The organism is Shewanella sp. 492, assembly GCF_059338445.1.
This window is the reverse complement of sequence record NZ_CM181702.1, coordinates 2,556,747-2,577,206: the sequence shown is the minus strand read 5'-3', so window position 1 is coordinate 2,577,206 and position 20,460 is coordinate 2,556,747. Positions and strand designations below refer to the sequence as shown.

14 protein-coding genes are annotated in these 20,460 nt (G+C 48.4%); 7 read left to right on the top strand and 7 right to left on the bottom strand.

Features of this window, described 5'->3' with window-relative positions; translation table 11 throughout:
- Positions 1–28: 28 nt before the first annotated feature.
- Positions 29–877, bottom strand: a complete 849-nt coding sequence (locus tag AC5YBX_RS11445; RefSeq protein ID WP_494523707.1) for an RluA family pseudouridine synthase — start codon at positions 875–877, stop codon at positions 29–31.
- A gap of 394 nt (positions 878–1,271) precedes the next feature.
- On the opposite strand from AC5YBX_RS11445, the gene AC5YBX_RS11440 reads away from it, so the two are divergent.
- The 3 genes from AC5YBX_RS11440 (at position 1,272) to AC5YBX_RS11430 (ending at position 5,215) form a co-directional block, all read left to right on the top strand.
- Positions 1,272–2,222: a GGDEF domain-containing protein gene (locus AC5YBX_RS11440; protein WP_494523706.1), complete on the top strand. Its 951-nt coding sequence runs from the start codon at positions 1,272–1,274 to the stop codon at positions 2,220–2,222.
- A 258-nt stretch (positions 2,223–2,480) separates the two neighbouring features.
- Positions 2,481–3,242, top strand: a complete 762-nt coding sequence (hdhA, locus tag AC5YBX_RS11435; protein WP_494521381.1) for a 7-alpha-hydroxysteroid dehydrogenase — start codon at positions 2,481–2,483, stop codon at positions 3,240–3,242.
- Positions 3,243–3,454: 212 nt separating this feature from the next.
- Positions 3,455–5,215, top strand: a complete 1,761-nt coding sequence (locus AC5YBX_RS11430) for a phospho-sugar mutase (RefSeq protein ID WP_494523705.1) — start codon at positions 3,455–3,457, stop codon at positions 5,213–5,215.
- Positions 5,216–5,612: 397 nt separating this feature from the next.
- Here the strand turns inward: AC5YBX_RS11430 and AC5YBX_RS11425 are convergent, their stop codons facing one another.
- Positions 5,613–6,260, bottom strand: a complete 648-nt coding sequence (locus tag AC5YBX_RS11425; RefSeq protein WP_475514343.1) for a TetR/AcrR family transcriptional regulator — start codon at positions 6,258–6,260, stop codon at positions 5,613–5,615.
- Between the two features lie 194 nt (positions 6,261–6,454).
- Here AC5YBX_RS11425 and AC5YBX_RS11420 point away from each other — a divergent pair, with 194 nt between their 5' ends.
- The 3 genes from AC5YBX_RS11420 to AC5YBX_RS11410 all read left to right on the top strand — a co-directional run bounded on the left by AC5YBX_RS11420 (position 6,455) and on the right by AC5YBX_RS11410 (position 9,800).
- Positions 6,455–8,554, top strand: a complete 2,100-nt coding sequence (locus AC5YBX_RS11420; RefSeq protein WP_494523704.1) for an amidohydrolase — start codon at positions 6,455–6,457, stop codon at positions 8,552–8,554.
- 292 nt (positions 8,555–8,846) lie between these two features.
- Positions 8,847–9,311, top strand: coding sequence for a GyrI-like domain-containing protein (locus AC5YBX_RS11415; RefSeq protein WP_494521384.1), 465 nt, complete (start codon positions 8,847–8,849; stop codon positions 9,309–9,311).
- Between the two features lie 84 nt (positions 9,312–9,395).
- Positions 9,396–9,800 carry a thiol-disulfide oxidoreductase DCC family protein gene (locus tag AC5YBX_RS11410; RefSeq protein ID WP_494521385.1) on the top strand — a complete coding sequence of 135 codons (405 nt, stop codon included), beginning with the start codon at positions 9,396–9,398 and terminating at the stop codon, positions 9,798–9,800.
- Positions 9,801–9,841: 41 nt separating this feature from the next.
- Here AC5YBX_RS11410 and panP read toward each other — a convergent pair whose 3' ends face one another.
- From panP to AC5YBX_RS11390, 4 genes are all read right to left on the bottom strand, one after another.
- Positions 9,842–11,485, bottom strand: a complete 1,644-nt coding sequence (gene panP / locus AC5YBX_RS11405; protein ID WP_494524816.1) for a pyridoxal-dependent aspartate 1-decarboxylase PanP — start codon at positions 11,483–11,485, stop codon at positions 9,842–9,844.
- A 169-nt stretch (positions 11,486–11,654) separates the two neighbouring features.
- The gene (locus AC5YBX_RS11400; RefSeq protein ID WP_494521386.1) at positions 11,655–12,821 is read right to left on the bottom strand and encodes a glycerate kinase; all 1,167 of its coding nucleotides are present in this window, start codon (positions 12,819–12,821) and stop codon (positions 11,655–11,657) included.
- Positions 12,822–12,944: 123 nt separating this feature from the next.
- Positions 12,945–14,303 carry a GntP family permease gene (locus tag AC5YBX_RS11395; RefSeq protein ID WP_494521387.1) on the bottom strand — a complete coding sequence of 453 codons (1,359 nt, stop codon included), beginning with the start codon at positions 14,301–14,303 and terminating at the stop codon, positions 12,945–12,947.
- A gap of 1,414 nt (positions 14,304–15,717) precedes the next feature.
- Positions 15,718–16,119: a GFA family protein gene (locus tag AC5YBX_RS11390; RefSeq protein WP_494523703.1), complete on the bottom strand. Its 402-nt coding sequence runs from the start codon at positions 16,117–16,119 to the stop codon at positions 15,718–15,720.
- Positions 16,120–17,394: 1,275 nt separating this feature from the next.
- On the opposite strand from AC5YBX_RS11390, the gene AC5YBX_RS11385 reads away from it, so the two are divergent.
- Positions 17,395–19,104, top strand: coding sequence for an RluA family pseudouridine synthase (locus tag AC5YBX_RS11385; protein ID WP_494521389.1), 1,710 nt, complete (start codon positions 17,395–17,397; stop codon positions 19,102–19,104).
- A 69-nt stretch (positions 19,105–19,173) separates the two neighbouring features.
- Here the strand turns inward: AC5YBX_RS11385 and AC5YBX_RS11380 are convergent, their stop codons facing one another.
- The gene (locus tag AC5YBX_RS11380) at positions 19,174–20,328 is read right to left on the bottom strand and encodes a sugar diacid recognition domain-containing protein (RefSeq protein ID WP_494521390.1); all 1,155 of its coding nucleotides are present in this window, start codon (positions 20,326–20,328) and stop codon (positions 19,174–19,176) included.
- Positions 20,329–20,460 lie beyond the last annotated feature (132 nt).

The following is a 20,460-nucleotide window of genomic DNA, read 5'->3' as shown; positions in this document are numbered from 1 at the left end:
TCACTTGAGCCGCGCTGTGATTAATGGATTAATCGAGCGCGGCAAGCTGAGGTTGTAGGTGCTCGGGCAGGGCAATATGCAGCTTCTCTTGGGTGAGCGGACAGGTAAAGTCGAGAAAGCAGGCGGTTAATTGCAGGTTAGGATCACCTGCAACGGCATCGCCATGTTGCCTGTCGCCAACCACGGGATAACCTATGCTGGCCATATGGATACGGATCTGATGTTTGCGACCCGTTTCAATGGTCACCTGCACCAGCGAGCGATGATGCTGGGCATCGTATTCGATAAGCTCAGCATGCGAGCGCGCCGCTTTACCATCGACGTCGGTCTCTATCGTTTGGCGCTGCTTGGGAAACTCGCCTTTGACTATGACGCGGTATTGCTTATTCAGTGTGCGATGCTCAAATTGCGCCGCCAGTGCCGCCGTGGTGGTTTTACTGTGACCGATGATCACTAAGCCTGTGGCGGCGCGGTCGAGGCGGTGCACAATAAAAGCCGGGCGTTGAGGGGTAAGGTGGGTTTCGACAAAACGATTAATCGTGGTGTGATCGCTCCATTTTGACCCTTGGCAGAGCATGGCGTAAGGCTTATACCAAATACTGTATTGGCCTTTGTCGAGAATGAGCTGCGCATCGGCAACCGTTTGCGCCAACACCTCTGGATGATAATACAGGTGTAATTCATCACCCACTTTGAGTGCTTTTTTTGCCCGTCGTAGGCGTTGGGTATATTTGCCACGGCTTAGCCACACTGCACCTTTGACCATGGCCTGCTTAATGGTTTGCTTAGACAATCCGCTGTGCGCTGCTAAGAGGCTAACCGCATCGTCATCGGGTTGAGTAATGGTAAGGTGATATTCAGATTTGCTTGGGGTCATGAATTAGGCTATTTGATGATGGTTGTCGCTATTGTTCTGGCGAGTTTACACTATTTTCGACGGACATGAGAGGCTGACATCGGCCTGATACTGGCTTAAACGGTAGCCATGGTTGTAGTGAAATAGCAAGATAACCATTTTGGCTGCGATTGCATAATTAAGATCGCTTCACGTTTGGTGAACGCGGCAAGGTTAATTATATTTTTAGGCTGAAAATAGGTTTTAGATCAAAGCTTAGGCGCGAAATTACCTTGTTGTTAAGCTGTTAAAAACGTAATCTGAGTATAAGCATAATTTCAGGACGAAAGTGCCACCTTATCGGCCATCAGTCAGGTTCGTTAGGTGATAAAGCGACATGCTCGCACGGCATTCCTTACTCGATAGGGATTAAACCATGCATCTATCCAGATCAAAACCTATTCAACATCCTACTGTCACTGCGGTGCACATCGAACACCTAGCAGCGGTGTTAAAAGCCTTACCCGATCCAACTTTTATCTTGTCGCAAAGTGGCAAATATCTTGGCGTATTTGGCGGCAACGATTCGCGTTACTATCATGATGGTTCTACATTGGTTGGTTTATATCTACATGAACTTATCTCGGCAGATAAAGCACAGTGGTTCCTCGATAAAATAGCGCAAGCGTTACAATCTAATATCTTACTCATTGAAGAGTATGAGCTATCCAATAAAGATGTGTTAGGAGTATCAGACGATGGGCCAGAGCAGCCCATTTGGTTTGAGGGGCGTATCCAACCGCTCGACTTTACAATCGAGGGTGAGCGTGTGGTGCTGTGGGTGGCAAGCAATATTTCTAAGCGACATGAAATGGAGCAGCAACTGCGACAGTACAGCGATACCGACCAACTGACCGGGTTATTTAATCGGCGCAGGTTAGATCGTGATTTAACCCTACATTATGAGCAATGGACACGCCATGGTGTACCTTGCAGTATATTGATGCTCGATCTGGATAATTTAAAGACCATAAATGATACCTTGGGCCACCATATGGGCGACGATATCATCGTTGCCATGGCGGATATTTGCCGCGCACAAGTTAGAAAAACCGACGCGGCTTATCGTTTTGGTGGTGATGAATTTGTATTGGCCTTGCCCTGTCTGAGCGTAAAACAAGCTTTAGCATTTGCCGAGCGATTACATCAATGTGCGCTAACCGAGTTTGCACGGTTGGCGGTGCAGGGCTTGTCGGCATCGGTCAGTATTGGTGTGGCGAGCATGGCGATAAGTGATGCCGGTTATCAAGATTGTCTCAAACGCGCCGACGCCGCTTTGTACCGGGCTAAGGGAGCCGGTAAAAACTGTGTCGTGTTAACGGCGTGATAAGGATTTGCTCAAGGCGGAGCATTACCTGTTTATGTCTGATTTTCCCCCGGACGTGCTTTGACTACAGGGATTGTGATTGCCGCCAAATTACCCTAATGTGCTAATCAACTGTTTAATAACTTATTATGTGCTAATCACCAGATGTAAATTTAACGGCCTCTTCAGCCTGCACACAAGTTAAGGTGTGCGGTGATTTTTGGCTGATTTGTTGATTAACGATACTATTTTCATGAATGATATAAGGGAGACTTAGCCATGCTAGAGGCATTTAAACTCGACAACCAGGTAGCAATTGTGACCGGTGCTGGCGCTGGTATTGGCCGAGCCATTGCGCAGTTATTTGCTCAGGCCGGCGCGGCTGTGGTGGTGAGCGATCTTAAAGCGCAGGCTGCGGCCGATGTGGCACAAACCATCACCACTGCCGGAGGCAAAGCCATCGCAGTTGGGTGTGATGTCACCGATGAAACCGCCCTAACCGAGTTAGTCGACAAGGCCCTAGCCGCCTTCGGTAAAATCACCTTATTGGTTAATAATGCCGGTGGTGGCGGCCCCAAACCATTTGATATGTCGATGGATGAGTTTAACCGAGCGTATCAGCTTAACGTATTTTCAGTATTTAGATTGTGCCAGCTGTGCGCGCCTCATATGGCCGAGGCCAATGGCGGCGCTATTTTAAATATCTCTTCGATGTCGGCGGAGAATAAAAATATCAATATGGCGGCCTATGGTTCATCAAAAGCGGCGCTGAGCCACCTGACGCGTAACATCGCTTTCGATTTAGGGCCCAAGGGCATTAGGGTTAATGCCATCGCCCCTGGCGCCATTAAGACCGATGCCTTAAATAGCGTGTTAACCCCTGAAATTGAGCAGGCTATGCTGAAACATACCCCATTGGCGCGCTTAGGCGAGACTCGTGACATCGCCTATGGTGCACTTTATCTCTGTTCTGGGGCGGCCAGTTGGGTGAGTGGCCAAGTATTAACCATTAGTGGGGGCGGCGTGCAGGAGCTGGATTAGGCACTGACTCTGGCCTTGAGCCATGTGAGGATTTAGCTATCACGCGCTTTGGTGATGAGCGTGTGGTAGCGATTGATCATGAACGCCCCACAGCTTTACTGCGTATACTAACCTTAATACAAATTCACTTGTTCTCTTGTGCGCAGCGGCCTACTGTTAATCGTGATTCTAGGTATTCGCATAAGGGTTTACTCGGTGAAAAGGAGGTTAATATGGATGCACATTTACAGGCAAAAATTCATCATTGGTTAGGGCTAGATGGCGATCCCGTCAGTCACGCCGAGATCCAAGCCTTGCTCGATAGCGGTGACCATAGTGAGCTTGAGCAGCGCTTTAGTGGCCGATTGACCTTCGGCACCGCTGGGATCCGTGGTGTGGTGGGGGCCGGCCCGATGCGAATGAACCGTTTAGTGGTTCAACAAACCTCAAAAGGGGTAGCCGAATACCTTAAAGCACAGGTCAAAGATGCCCCCAGTCGTGGTGTGGTGATCGGTTTTGATGGCCGCCATGATTCCAGTCAGTTTGCCTATGATGCCGCTGCTGTGTTGACTGAAGCAGGGATAAAGGTTTATCTCACTGAAGATGTGGCTCCCACGCCATTAGTGGCGTTTGGTGTACTGCACCTTAAGGCGGCTGCGGGCATAGTGGTCACCGCGAGCCACAATCCGCCACAATACAATGGTTACAAAGTCTACTGGGGCAATGGCGCACAAATTATTCCGCCGCACGACACAGGTATTGCGGCGCGTATCGAACAGGCTGCTCAGCAGCGAGTGTCATTAATGCCGACTCAAGATGCGCTGGCAAGCGAGCTGTTGGTGATGCTCGGCGACGATTTTTATCAGGCTTACCGCAACGGCATTAAACAGGCCAAAGTATTGCAAAACCATACCCAACCCACATTAGTGAGCCTAGCTTATACCGCCATGCATGGCGTCGGCGCTGAGATGGCGGAAACTGTGCTCAAAGATGCTGGCTTTACTCAGGTGTATTCGGTGGCTGCGCAGCGTGAGCCGGATGGCGATTTCCCGACGGTGAATTTTCCTAACCCCGAAGAAGCAGGGGCCATGGATTTGGTGATGGCCGAAGCGCACCAACATAATGCCATGCTAGCGTGCGCTAACGATCCCGACGCTGACCGATTTGCGGTGGCGGTAAGAAAACCCGATGCCTCTGCCACTATGACGGCCGCTGAGGCGTATCAAATGCTCACAGGCGATCAAGTGGGGGTGTTGTTAGGGCATTATTTACTGTCTCATGCCGAAGATAATCAAAGGCTTACTTGCCGCACCATAGTTTCATCCAGTTTGTTATCTAAGGTGAGTGCGGCGATGAATGGTGTGTGCGAAACCACCTTAACCGGCTTTAAATGGTTAACCAACGTGGGCATGGCTAAGCAAACGGCAGACAACCAGTTTTTGTTTGCCTATGAGGAGGCGCTGGGCTACACCATAGGCAGCATGGTGTGGGATAAAGATGGTTTATCGGCCTTAGTGGCCTTTGCTCAATTAACCGCTGAGCTCGCCGCCCAAGGGCAAACCCTTTGGGACAGGCTCGAAGCCATCTATCGTCAGCACGGATTTTATCTTAATCAGCAGGTCAGTATTGCCCTAGATCAGAGTAAGGTGGGCGGCCCAACTATTGGTGAGCAGTTAAGGGCGTTAGCGCCTAAAACCATTGCAGGTCGAGCCGTGGTGTCAGTGGATGATATAAGCCTTGGCACGCGCTACTTTGCTGATGGTCGCGAGGAAATCATCGACTTGCCCCGCAGTGATGTGCTTATTTATCAGCTGGACGATGGCGCTAGGGTCATTGTTCGCCCATCAGGCACCGAACCTAAGGTAAAATGTTATTACGAGGTGGTCGAGTCTATGACGGCAGATGATGATTTACTAAGTGCCCAGCAGAGAGCGCAGGCTCATATGGATGATATTATCAGCGTGCATCAAGCTGAGCTATCGAAGTTGAGGTAACTGACGTGGCTGATAAATAAGGTCAGTTAATGAAGCGGGACATTAACTTAGTTGCTTAGCGTCAGTTGAAGCCACCGAAGATGAACGGTGGCTTTTATCATTTAGGCGACGGGCTAATGTCCGGCCCTTAATGCACCTAATGCAATAGCAAAACAAGACTGAAATGATCGAATAGGCCACCTAATTCAGTGGCTAATTCAATAAAGCGGCTCAATAAAGCCGTTTAATATAGTGAGGTTATCAAAAGCTATTTCAACGAAACTATCTGAGGTTTATCAAGGCTAGGCCAATAAAACGAGACAGTCATCCCTGTGAGTTAAGCCTAAGTGAATTAAGCCCAGAGCAGGGCTTAAATTACCTTTGATAATACACTTTTGTCAGGTGAATTTACCCCAGATTATGTGCTTGATGAGTTAGGTAAAATACGCTCTAAATGAAAGCAATAGGTATCGTATTGCAACTGCCAAAGTTGCTTTGACTGTTTTGGGTCAAGGTGCGCAAACGCCAAGCCAACACCATCTTCCATCCCCATTAAAAATAGACATAGCATAGTTAACTCTTCATCCGATCCCGTGGCACCAAAGCGACGAAACTGCCTGATATGGAATGCAATTAAGAACTCTCTATGAAAATCATCTAGAGCGGTAAACTCTGGGATCAGCTCCCACAATCCTTGTAAAGAGTGATAGTTGGTTTCGTAATGCCCATCGGCTCGACAACGGATTAAAATTTGATAGAAATAATCCCGCCATTGCAGTTGCATATAGGGCTCTGATTCAAAATCGAGGCACATTTGCCTAAGTGACAATAGCCACCTGTCGGCGATGAGATAAAGGATCGACTCTTTATTGGGGAAAAACTCATACAGAGACTTTATATCAATGTTTGCGTGCTGGGCGATCGCATTAGTATTTACAGCATGATAACCATACTGTTGCACCAAAGTTTGGGTACTTTGGATCACCTTTTCTAATAGCGCCAAGGTGCGCTTTTGTTTTGGCTGCTTACGTAATTGCAAGCGTGTTGGCACTGGCAATTCAATCAATGTTAAACCCCCATTAAAAAAGATACTTTATCAGAAAAATCAGACGCTTTCTAAAGTTAATCGCTGTTTTAAAAACTGAACAAAATGAAGATTTGTTATCTTTTTGTAAAAAATATTGAATTTACTGCTTGATATTTGACCATGATCCTATAGTTTATTTCAGTAATTGCTGAAATTAAATATAAGGAGAAATGATGCAATTAGTTAAAACACTGTTAGCTGCGACAACGCTTTGTTTGATGACGGGATGTGGAAGCGATGACACAGAGCAAAGCAATGATAGCCAAGTGGTTGCCGATACCATTTACCAAAACGGTTACATCTATACTGCCGATAGGAATCAATCCGTTGCACAGTCGATAGCGATAAAGGCGGGAGAGATCATCTATGTGGGCGATACTGCAGGAGTCCAAGCGTTTATTGGCGATGAGACAAAGATCAATGAGTTAGAAAATAAAATGATGTTACCTGGGCTGCATGATGCCCATATTCATCCAACCGGCATTGTCGATGTTGATATGTGCGATCTCGGTGTGGAAGAGATGGATTTAGACGGATTAGTTGCCGCACTTAATGGCTGTAAGGCGCAGTATCAATATGGCGATGATGAGCTCATATTTGCCTTGCAGTGGAACTCCTATGTTGGCAACGAGCCGACGGCGAGCTATAAGAATTTGGTTGCCGCGCTCGATGCTATCTCAACGACACAAGCGGTTTACCTTGCTGGCCCCGATGGCCACACGGGCGCCGCTAATAGCTTTGCGCTGGCAAAGGTGAAAAACGATAAGGGCGAAGTGGTTGGCTTAAATAAAGAGACTCTCAAAGGTGAATTTAGCCAATATGCGCCGTTTGTTGGTGTGGATGCGGCGGGTAACCCTAATGGTAATTTGTCGGAATCGGCGCTGCATCTCGTGGGCGTGCCTAATTTTCTCTATCCGTTGCAACAGAACCCTGAAGAGCTGCCAAAAATAGCGCAAAAGCTTAATAAGTATGGCATTACATCGGTGCAAGATGCTTGGGTTGGACCCGATGAATTAGCCCTGTATAAACAGCTCGCCGATGACGGCAACATGACTTTTAGGCTCACAGCAGCGCAAAAATACAGTGTCGCTGAGAATATCAATGCTGGTGTGGTGAACTACGCAGGCTTGATCGCTGACGTGAAAGCGGTGCGTGAAAGTGTAACAAGCTATCCCTACATCAAAGCGGATGCGGTTAAGATCATGATTGACGGAGTGCAGGAGGGAAGCCTGATTGAAGTGCCACCGACCTTACCCACATCGGTGATGATTGACGATTTTAAACAGCCCATTGTTAATTTGAGTCAACTGTCTGATGGTATTGTGACATTAGAGGGATATGTCGACTTAGAAAGTGATCAGTGTAAGGCCGTGAGAAGTCAGCCTGATGATTATAATGATACGGCTGAGGTCGCCGCGTTTATGGCGATCTACTCTTATCATCCCACTCAATGTGCCAAAGAAAAAGGCGAAACATTAGCGGCCAGCGGTGACACCTTTCTGTTTAATGAGAATCATATCGCGCCCATTAATTTCTTAAATACCTTTGTCACTGAATTGGATGCCGCTGATTTTGTGGTGCACATGCATGCGGTGGGAGATGGCGCGGTTCGCTCTGGCATCGATGCTATTGAAATCGCTAAAACCAAAAATAGTTCGAGTAATTTGCCCCATACCATAGCCCATCTTCAGGTGGTGCACCCGGACGATCAGCAACGCTTAGGTGAGCTGGGTATTTACTTGGCTTTCACTTATGGTTGGGCTATCCCTGATTACTTATATGACTTAAGTGTGATGCCATTTTTAGATGAGCTAGATAATCTTGAACCTGCCACCTTGTTCGATGAAAACAACTACTACATACAGGCGACGTATCCAACTAAGACCACAAAAGATGCGGGAGCGGTATTAATTGCCGGGAGTGATGCACCGGTTGATACCAGAGAACCAGTGCCATTTTCACATATGGCGACGGGAATGACGCGCAACGATTTTATTGGCGATGAACTCTATTCACTCAATGCCAATCAGGTGCTTAATGTGCATCAAATGATCGCCGCTTATACCATTAATGGTGCCAAGGCGCTGCGCCAAGATGACATTGTTGGCTCAATCGAAGTGGGTAAAAGAGCGGATCTGGTGATTATTGACCGTAACATTGTTGAGCTGGCTGAAAGCGACGATCCTGAGGCGATTTATGGTGTGTATGACACTCAGGTACTGACAACGGTCTTTGATGGCGAAGTGGTTTATCAAGCCGCCAGCAATGAGTAGGCAATGAGTAAGCGCTATGTTGATAAACTTTAGGGTTTTATTAACATAGCGCTTTTTTACTTATACGCTGTGCCAGTTTAAGACGGCTTAACTTTCCTTATCCCCATATATCTATATTCAGGTGACTACCCTATGATGAATCACGCAGATGTAGCGTGCAGGCATTGCAGGGTGTTTGTTGCTTGTTTATCGACAACAGCGAGTCATCACTACGCGCCAAAAGCTAAGCGTCAATGGCTAAGCCAAGGCTTAGGCTGATAAGACAGAGACAGAGACAGAGACGGGAGTTGAGATGAAAACAGTGACACGGGCGGCGCAGCAAGTGAGTGGCTTAAGCATTCGCACCACCAATGCGGCAGAGGCCGACAGTCAAACTCAAAAAATTGCGCCTATGTGGCAAGCGTTTATGGCGCAATATGGCGAGCACCTCGGCAATCAGCCGCTCTATGGGGTGTATTATGATTATCAATCGGACATGAACGGTGAGTTTAGCGTTATGGCGGCGGTGGTGAGTGAGGCATTGCCCACTTCGCTGACCAATACAGCGCTTACTAAGGTTACCTTAGCCGCTGGCAATTACCTCTGCTTTAGTGCCAAGGGCGAAATGCCTCATACTGTATTTAAGCTCTGGCAACAGATTTGGACCTATTTTGCCGCCGCAACTTGTCCTTATCAGCGCCAGTACCTGACCGATTTTGAATGTTATACCTCAGGTGAGAGTGTCGATATTTATATCGGTGTCCATGTTGAGGTGTAACTCTTCTCCGTTTATCTTGATGCGGCTCACGGTTTTGATGTTGTGCCGATGGACGCTGAGGTGCGGATTAATGAGTAAAACTTAATGACGCATCTGCAGCCGCTAGTGATGTTTGATGGGCGTTGTAATTTATGTCACGGCGCGGTGACTTTTATTATCGGGCGCGATCCACACAAACAGTTTCGATTTTGCGCTCTACAAAGCGCTGCCGCGCAGGCAATACTGGCGCAAAGTGATGCGACATTATTGCAGCATGACACTGTGTATCTATTTCAACATGATAGGGTATATATCAAGAGTGAGGCGGCGATTGAAATTGCCCAATTATTAGCGGGTCACTGGCCGCTGCTACGTTATGGGCGGTGGCTGCCTTTATGGTTACGTGATGGGATATATGATTTAGTAGCGCGCTATCGTTACCGCTTATTTGGCCAGCGCCCGCTCTGTTTGCTCCCCGATGATGACACCCAAAGCCGCTTCGTTGAGTGAAGCGGTTGTCAGTTAAATATAAGATAGGGCTTATTTCCGGTTTAGCTTAAGGCTAATAGCTGCGGTAAGAATGGGTTATCTTGCTGGGCAATTTCGCGTTGCTCCTCAAGTACCTGCTGCAGAATATCATCTCCGGTTAACGGGTTAGCGAGTACGACTCTAAACACCACCGAGGTGAGCTCAAGATTATCTGCTGGCGTGATTCGGGTGCGCGACACGAACGATTTCCCCTGTTCGCGCTGACGTTTTTGTATAAATTTAGTCAGGCCGTCGAGTAAACCGTTTATCTGGCTTACCTTGTTAAGGTCGCTATCGAGCACCGCCAGTTTAAGCAAACGCTGTACTGTAGCGGGCACATAACGGTAGGTCAGCAAGCAGAGTTCGGGTGCCGACACCAACTGAAAATCCGCTTGCTGCTTAATCAGCTCGGCAAAGTCGCGCGCCTTTTCTAGGCTATTGTTTATCAAAATCTCATAGCCGTCGCGGCCAATCACCTGCAGGCAGGCGTGCACTAACATCGCCATGCCAGGGCGAGAGCCCTCCAGTGTCTGGCTACCTAAATCTTTTGATCCTTTACGTAAAATGTATTCGGCGTGGTGCTTAATGGCATTCGCCAGCTGAGGATCTTTAAACAGCACCATGCCTGCGCCCATAGGGACATACATCTGTTTATGGGCATCGATGGTGACCGAGTCGGCGCGCTCAATTCCGGCTAGTAGGTGACGATATTTGTTGGATAATAAACTCGCGCCGCCCCATGCGGCGTCCACATGAAAATGACACTCAAGCTCTGCGGCTAAATCGGCAAGCGCGTCTAAAGGGTCGATATTGCCGGTTTCTGTGGTGCCAGCCACGCCTACAATCGCCATCACCTTGATATTACGCGCCTTGAGCTCATTCGCTGCGGCGCGCATCTTAGCCACATCGACCTTGTTATCTTTAGCGCAGGGGATTTGAATAATGTTATCGCGGCCGATACCTAAGAGATCGGCGGCTTTACCAAGCGAGTAGTGTCCACGAGTCGACACCAAAATGGCTAAGTCATCATAGCCATAATGGCGCAGCGCGCCCATTAAGCCGCTGGCGGTGACGCCGCGAAAATCCCCATCGGCTTTTAACAAGCGGTTACGGGCAATCCACAGCGCAGTAATATTCGCCACCGTGCCACCAGAGCAAAACGCCCCCAGCGAATGGTTAGCGCTGTGCATCCAATTGTCATAAAAATCATCAGCTTGTCCATATACCATATGGTGCATCATGCCCAGTACTTGGCGCTCTAACGGTGTAAAGGCTTTTGAGGTTTCAATTTTGACGAGGTTTTGATTAAGCCCCACCATCATCTTCGATAGCGGCAGCACAAAGTAGGGCAGTGCCGAGGTCATATGGCCGATAAAGCTTGGCGCCGAGGTGTGCACGCTGTGAGCAATTAAGGTTTGCATCATCTGCTCGGCGTAATCGGACACAAAGCTCGGTGATGCGGGAATTTGGTGCGCCTGAAAATCTTTCTCGATTTCAGTTAAGGGTTTTTCGACGGCGACAATATTTTCTTTTAAGAACCCCATGAGATTTTCAGAGAGATTTTTTTCAATCTGACTCAAGGTCGAGTGGGGGGCTTCTGGCAAGGTGAAAATACGCAGTAATGCTGCTTCAGAGGCCGTTGCTTGTCGTGTCTGTTTAGATGTCATCAAGGTGCATCGCTTCACTGTGACCCGCTCCCTTATTGCTGGGGCGTGGTCAGTCAAAAATGGGAGCTCACTTTACTGTAAGCTTTATAACGCATCAAGCGGAAAAGTTAAATGGCCGTTGTTTATCAGGATAAAGGGATTGAGCCGATCCCGTTATCCTTTATTTGGCTTAGCGGGTGCGATTGGTGTTATATAGCGCGGCAATGCTTACCGAGGTGGAGTATAAATTATGTTTGGCGCTGGCCAACACTTGGTTCAGCGGCATCGCCCTTGGGGTGGTAGAAAAGAGCGCGCAAAAGCCATGATTGAGTAGCACATTGGCATCATCACTGACGCATCCTGCAATGGCAATCACCGGAATGTTCAGCTTATTGGCTTCACGAGCGACGCCCATGGGCGTTTTGCCATGCAGGGTTTGGCTGTCGAGGCGACCTTCACCAGTGATCACCAGATCGGCGCCCTTGAGCGCTTCGGCCAGATCGACCGTTTTCATTACGATATCGATACCGGGTTTGAGTTCACCCTTAAGGTAAGCCAGTACCGCAAAGCCCATGCCGCCAGCAGCGCCCGCTCCCGGGGTATTACGGTGTTCGGTTAACGTGGTTTTGGATGTGATATCGGCAAAATGGGCCAGCGCATTATCGAGGCGTTCAACCATAGTGTCAGTCGCGCCTTTTTGTGGGCCAAAGATAGCCGAGGCTCCCTTATCGCCACACAGTGGGTTGTTAACATCACAGGCGACTTCGATTTGACAGCTACCTAGCAGTGGATGCAATTGGCTGATATCGATAGAGTGCAGCGCTTCAAGCCCAGCGCCACCCACATTGATGGCTTGCCCATGTTTATCGAGCAGATTCACGCCAAGGGCTTGTAGCATTCCCGCGCCCGCATCATTGGTGGCACTGCCGCCTAAACCAATAATAATATGTTTTATGCCTGCATTTAGGGCGTGACATATCAGTTCGCCAGTGCCATAGCTGGTGGTTAACTGCGGGTTGCGCTGGCCAATAGGGACATGATGTAACCCAGAAGCCGAGGCCATCTCGATAACCGCCGTTTTGGTTTTATTAACACTTGCGCCAATATTTTTGGGACCCAAAATACCGTAGCGAGCCGTGACGGGCTCGCCCAGTGGCCCGATAACGGACAGTTCAATGATCTTGCCGTTTGTCGCATCAACCATAGATTGCACTGTACCTTCGCCGCCGTCCGCGACGGGAACTTTTACATAGTCTGCATTGGGGAGCACTTGGCGAAATCCGCGTTCGATTTCGGTGGCAACTTCCATGGCGCTCAAGCTTTCTTTATACGAATCGGGCGCAATGACTATCTTCATTGAAACATCCTGTGATCTAAAAATGGGAGTGACAAGCCGTGGGCGGAAAAGGGGGCGCACATCTTGCGTGATAAGCGGCATGGGTCTCGATTAATGGTTGAGGCCCATGCCGATGATTATTGTTTACAGCAGCACAAGACTCAGTAGATACACTAAAATCATTGCGGTTACGCCTTGAATTAAGGTGGCCATTGTCTGCGCTTTATAGGCTTGCTTAACGCTCATGCGGCTAAACTGGGTGACGACCCAAAAGAAGCTGTCGTTAGCATGAGACACTGTCATGGCGCCTGCACCAATGGCCATGACGGTCAACACTCGGCCCATCTCGCTTGCTAGACCAATATCGCCAAGCATAGGCGCGACCATCGCCGAGGTGGCCACTAAGGCGACGGTGGATGAACCTTGCGCCGACTTAAGCGCCGCAGCCACAATAAAGGGCATGAAAATGCCAATGCCCAGAGCCGACAATGAACTGCCAAGGAAGCTGCCAATTTCGGTGGCTTTTAATACTGCGCCAAATGCGCCGCCAGCACCGGTGATCAGCAAAATCGGCGCAGCGACAACTAAGCCATGGCTGATCCGCTCGCTAAATTCTTTGATGCGATTATCGCTCTTAAGTAATGCCAGCGACAACATGAGGCCAATCATCAAGGCGTTCACCGGTTGACCTAAGAAAGTGAGCACAGCAAAGAGGTTAGCATCGCCTAAAGGCTGTGACGGAAACTTAGCGATAGAGCCTAAACAGATTAACAGAATCGGCACGAAGATAGGCGCAAAGGCTTTGCTTGGGCTAGGCAGTTTACCGTAAGCGGCTTTTAAGCTATCGAAATCTTCGACACTCTCTTTAAGCTCTTGTGCGCCTTCACCGTCGGGTTCTACATGGGCAAAACGGTTGGCCCACAACATGCCGGCCAAGGCGGCAACGGCCGCGACGACAATACCGACACCAATCACCAATCCAAGATTTGATTCGAGGCCTAAATTCCCCGCCGCGGCGATAGGCCCAGGTGTTGGCGGCACAAAGGTATGGGTGGCATACAGGCCGGTGGCTAAGGCGACACTCATCGACACGCTTGAGACCTTCATGCGATTGGCCATCGATTGTTTCAGCGAGTTTAAGATCACAAAGCCTGAGTCACAAAAGACCGGTATCGAGACCAAGTAACCAATGATCGACATGGTGAGGGTGGGAAAGCGTTGCCCCAGCACCTTAATGACTACATCAGCCATGGTGATAGCCGCACCACTTTTTTCTAAGATGGTGCCAATAATGGTACCTAATACAATCACTAGGCCGATATAGCCTAAGATGCCACCAAAGCCAGAGGTGATGGTTTTGGCAATATCAGCACTTGGTAGCCCGTAGGCAAATGCAGCAATAAATGACGCGAGAATAAGGGTTAAAAACGGATGTAACTTAAATTTCGACGTGGCGATAACGATAAACGCGATCACGGCGAGCAAGATCAGTACGAGGCTCATAGGGTGTCCCTGTATTTGGGTTATATTTATTTGATTGTTCGAACAATGACCCGCTTAGTCAGCGCCACCTAAAGTGAGGGCTAAGGTATTTCAGGCTGCGACTATTATCCGCACAAAAGGATAATCAAGCTTCGGCAAACTTGATGAATTTTTAAGGGATTTATAAGCTTATTTTGTGCAATTGCACATATTTTGACGCTTTGGTGTGCTAGCTATGACCATATTGCGCTTTTTTGCTTGCGGCATTTTGTTGAGTTGTTTTTATTTCACTGATACGCAAATGTCGTGATCACATGGATATGAAAGAATGCAGGCCTTCGAATGAAGGTGTAGGCATTGTTTGGCTTATAGCATTTGCCGGAATAGGTTTTTTACATCGCTGATGGTAGCGTTAACCTTTATGGCAACCAATTGCCTGCCGCATGGCTTTCGTGCAGGTGCTTCTGTGACACGGTGAGTGAAGCCCAGCTTCGCGCTTACGAACGAGAGGCATGGATGCCGAACTGGCTTTTAGACATGGACGTTGTTCAAGTACAATCCCTGTAGGCTCTGCCGTGACATCCATGTCACGGAAGGTCACAACCGCACCTACACCCGAGTTCTTAATGACCTTACTAGTGTCACTCGGACAATCAAAAGTTAAATTGTTTTTGGACAAAAATCGTTTAGTGCTTAGGCTCTAAATTATACGATTCACATTATCATTAGTAATGACGCTCTTAAGAAAGCAGGCTTCTGTTCATTAAGAGATGGATGGATCGCAGTTCACTCTCGAAACCAAGAAGCTAACCAGAAAGTTTAGGTTAGGCGTTCTAAATGAACCGCCCTCGGCTCTGGCATCCTGCTTTGCCCTACCTCCTAAATCCATTTAGTCGTGTGCGGAGCCGCATGCAGGGTGGTGTGGGGGTTGGAGGTTAGATACCTCCGGCTACCGATTAAATGCATTAGCAGACAAGACGTTTTGGATACCTGATGCCATTTACAATCCATGTTTTCTGGGTGCTATTCCATGTCGTCATATAACTTATTAGACACCCTTCACTATGGACAACACCACCCCCAGTCGTGATTGAACTTGCAGAAAGCCAAGCACTATCACCATATGACGTAATAGTTCCTTGTGTTGTTGTGGTGCTTGGCATGCTGAAAGTACCACCGCCCCATCTGAACTGAAAAGCTCTTACTCCACCGCCCATGTCCATTGCGTTAAGCGGCGGACCGCTATCCAGTATTACTTCACGAATATCCTTTCCGATGTACTTCTTCATATGAGTTGATACACAGCCCGACAGGAGAAGTAGCAGTGTGATTGCGAGTATCGTTCTCATGGTTCCACTCCGTGAATTTAACGCTTGGCTTTGCGGCGCGCAGCGTAGGTGTGTCCGCCAACAGCCACTGGTTATGTGATGGTAGCTCAATTTGGCAGCCCCTCGAACTTTGGCACTTCCCCTAACTCTCCAACCCAAGCAGCTTTGCTGGATGAAAAGATGTGCGCTGTTGGCGACATAGAGATTTCAGTGTCCAAACACCCTGCCGGAACGACGAGTAAACCTGCGATCTGAGTGCTCGGCAACGCTGAGCCACACAGTTTACAAAAACTTTTGCTATGACGAGTGCCTGGAAGCGTAAAGGAGGTCACAGCATCTACACCCGACCGCCAGACCAATTTAGCTGACTGTGAGAATAGATTTGCCGCATGAGCCGAACCCGTATCTTTTTGGCAATGCTGGCAATGACACAGGTAAAAGCTATCGAACTCACCTTTTACCTCAAAGCTCACGGTGCCACACAGACAAGAACCAATATGATCAGTCATCAGAATCCCTTCCATGGCCTGTGGATAAAACACACATAACGTTTTAGTATTTATGCGTTGCGTTGTCTGCAAGGCATAAATCGCTTATTGGACTTGGCCGCTGCCACATCCATGTATTTGGTATGCATTATGCTATAGGAGTTTGCTTTTATGTGGTAGTCGTTTTTTTGAGCTGAGGTAAGGTTATCAATTGGTCTTCTTTAGTATTTTTATATTTCATTAGCGCCTCTTGACGGCAAATACTCGTGATTAACCGTGCTTTTTAGACCATTCATACCACTAAGGCCGCAGGCCTTTGCCTCACTGATGTTCATAGCAAGGTCTTACTGAATCTACGGATACTTATCGAGCACTAATCTGTGTTTTTCACTTTTTTCTCTCGCAACTCACACCAGATGAAGTTAAATCGAAGAGACGATGAGTACAGGTGTAAGCGCGGTTTTGGCCCTTGGCGGCATGGATGCTGCCGTGGAGCGTATAGGGATATATTCACAGCGAGCCAAAAGAGCGCTTGCACACTCCCCGCCGGACAGGCGTTAGGTAGCAGCGAAGGTGTGACCTTCTAACACACCCAACAAATAAGATGCGGCCAAATGCTACTAAAGTTAATCCCCAAAATGCCAAACCTTCATTTCAAGGCCACCACACTTTGGGGCAAAACTGAGTTAGCTTTCTACTCGCCATTCACACCAAATGTAGTCAAATCGAAGAGATGAAATAATCCTGTGTAGATACAACTGCGGACGTTGATGGCAGGGATGCCATCGTCGAGCCTCCACGGATGGCTCACAACGATATCCCTATTTAAAAGCCAGTTCGACAAAATATATCCATATACAAAAGCCAGTTCGACATCCCTGTCTCTCGTTCACGAGTATATGGCTGTCGCCAAGCTCACCCTGTCTCTCGTTCGTGGGCTCGAAACTACGCTTCACTCACCGAGCCAAAAGAGCGCTTGCACATAAGGTCGTTCTTTCACATCCATGTGATCACGACATTTGCGCATCCATGCACTGCACCTGCGGCAGGCTATTAATTGCCATTAAGGCGCGTCTTCAAAGCACATCAATAAATGAAAATTCAGCATAACGCAGCTCAAGTAAACTTAAAAAAGCTAAAGCTTCATTTCAATATCCACCTTCTTCACGTTGCACGGGTTGCTAAATAATGACTTCACTGGCATGACAGCGTAAAATCACGCCTCATTATTGCTGTGCAGGCCTTGTGTCGTATCAGCCTTGTTTTGCTTAGTCACCGTTAAGATGTCAATAATTTATGCACCAAGCTCCTATCCAAGCTCCTGTAGATCAGGCTCAGCATTGTTTTACCGCGTTTAAATCGCCAATCGATAGTTATCAACTACCCGAGCGTTTTACCTTTCCGTTTTATTATGAGCCGCACCCTTTGTGCGTTTTGGCGGCAGAGGAGCTACAAGCTTATCTGAGTAGCCAAACGGATTGGCAACATAACTTTGGCTTAGGCAGCGATACCAATAATGTTATCGGTAAGATGTTTGGTGTGCTGTTAGTGCGCAACAAGAGCGGTGAGATTGGTTACTTGGCGGCATTTTCTGGCAAATTGGCTGAGCAAAACCTTATCGATGGTTTTGTGCCGCCAGTCTTTGATATGTTGACTAAAGACAGCTTCTTTCATGCTGAGCAACAGGCGATTAATCAGCTGACCTGTGAGTTAACACAGCTTGAGGCCTCGACAGAGTTATCGAGATTGAGAGAGCAGTTAGCCACATTAATGCAACAGGCTGATGATGAGCTTGAAGCGATGCGCGCGGCTATTATCGAAGGGCGCAAAGCGCGCAAATTAACGCGCGCTCAGGCGGAAGCTGAGTTAGGCCCAGAGCCGTTAGCCGCGTTAAATGTGCAATTGGGCAAAGAGAGTGTGGATGAAAAGCACCAGCTAAAAGCGATAAAGCAGCATTGGGATAGCCTCATTGCAGCGGCGAGCGCCTCGTTACAATTGTTAGAGACCGAGATTGAATCACTTAAAACGCGGCGGGCAAAGCAGTCTAACGCCTTGCAGCAAAAACTGTTCGCTCAGTATCGCTTTTTGAATCAAGCGGGTGAGCTGCAAGATCTTAATCAGATCTTTAACGATGCGCCCAATCAGCTGCCGCCAGCGGGGGCCGGTGAGTGCGCCGCGCCTAAGTTACTACAATACGCTTTTGCCCAGCAGTTAACGCCACTGGCGATAGCCGAGTTTTGGTGGGGCGCCTCACCAAAGTCAGAGGTGAAGCAACATAAGCAGTTTTATGGTGCTTGCCATGGTAAATGCCAACCGATCTTAGGCCATATGCTTAAAGGCATCGAGATGGATGACAATCCATTATTGAATAACCCGGCTGAAGGTAAAACTATCGATATCTTGTATCAAGATGAGGCGATAGCGGTGATCAACAAGCCGGCTGAGTTTTTGTCGGTGCCGGGCAAAAATATTACCGATTCAGTTTATGCGCGCATGAAGCAGTTGTTTCCCACGGCGACGGGGCCTTTGATCGTGCATCGTTTGGATATGTCGACCTCGGGCCTAATGGTTATAGCCTTAAGCAAAGAGGCCAACAGGGCGCTGGTGCAGCAGTTTATTGGCCGCACGGTTGAGAAACGCTATGTGGCGAAACTGGCGGGGATTGTCGCAGGCGAGCAGGGCGAGATTAACTTGCCACTGCGAGTCGACCTTGACGACAGGCCGCGCCAGCTGGTCTGTTTTGAACATGGTAAACAGGCGCACACCCTGTGGCAGGTCAAGGCGCGAGACGATAACCACACTTGGCTATACCTCTATCCCCAAACTGGCCGTACTCATCAGTTGCGGGTGCATTGTGCCCATGTTGATGGACTTAATCTGCCGATTATTGGTGATGATCTATACGGCACTAAAGCGGACCGATTACATTTACATGCGCAGAAGTTAGTGCTTAATCACCCTACAACACAGGTGCGGATGACCTTTGAGGCTGAGCCTGCATTTTAGGGTTAACGCATAGCGGTTAGCGCCATCAACTTGAGACCCCATCATCCTGAATCTCCCAGCCCCTGAAGCTTAGGTGCGCGAGGTGAATAGCGCTTGACCCAGATAGAGCTGCAGTAAGCCGTTAAGGTTACTCAGCTCGACGCCTGTTATCTGACTTATTTTGTCGAGCCGATAGCGCAGGGTATTGCGATGAATATACAACTGCTTAGCGCAGGCACCTTGATCGCCAAAATGGTTTAGGTAGGCGGCGAGGGTTTTTTGCAGTTGTTGGTTATTGTCTTGGTCGACCAGCTTTTGAAAAGGGGTGAGCAGTTGCTGACCGCGCCAATCCTGTTGCAGCCCAGATAACATTACCAGCAGTGCATAATCTTCAAATAGGTATTTATGGCGTGTAGGGTGCATCTGCATGCCAAATTTTAGGGTCTCTTTGGCGGTTTGGTAGGAGCGGTGAATATCTTCTGGACGAGGAAAATAATGCCCCAAGGCGATATTAAGCTGGGCGCTCATCTCTGGCGGTATACGCTTGAGCAGTTGGTCGATACGCTGGCTTTCAAGTTCGGCGCGCCACTGTTTTCCATCGAGAAAGGCGGGTTTGAGGATCACCAGTTCTGTCATCGAGGTCATGGCGATAAGGTTGCCGCGTGAGGGGGTTTCTAATAGGTTTAGTACCTGTTTCAGTAGCGATTTAGCACTCGATTCAGTGCTGTCCTCTTGCACTTGAATGACGGCCGCGACCCGGGGCATGGTTAAATCTATGCCCAAACGTTGGGCTCTGTCGCTCAGTTGCCCTAGCTGCTGATATTCGCCCTTAATCAGTTGCAGAATAAACTCTTCCTGCTGGCGGTTTTGCCATTGAGCAAGCTCGATAGAGTTGGCTTGCTCGACAATCATCTCGGCGCTCATCTTAAGCAATTTACCAAAGGCCATCAGGGTTTCGGGCTCGCCGGTAATGCCAATCACTCCGATGATCTCACCTTGGTAGTGCAGGGGTAAATTGATGCCAGGTTTTACCCCTTGTAGGCTAGCCGTGGTGCCGTGATTAATCTTAACGGTGCGATTTTGGCTAATGGCGAGCAAGGCACCTTCGTGGACAGAACCAATACGATTGTTGTCACCAGAGCCTAATATAACCCCTTGGTTATTCATCACATTAATATTGTGGCCGATAATCACCATGGTGCGATCGACAATCTGTTGTGCGAGCGGCGAGTTTAAAAGGTACACAGAATTATTACGCGGTTATGGTTTTACATGAGCTTACGGTAAATTGGTGAGTGGCACTAGATCTGCACCGCACTTTTGTTAATTGCTGTGGTGTCGGGCATAAAAAAACCCGCTAATTAAGCGGGTTTTTTA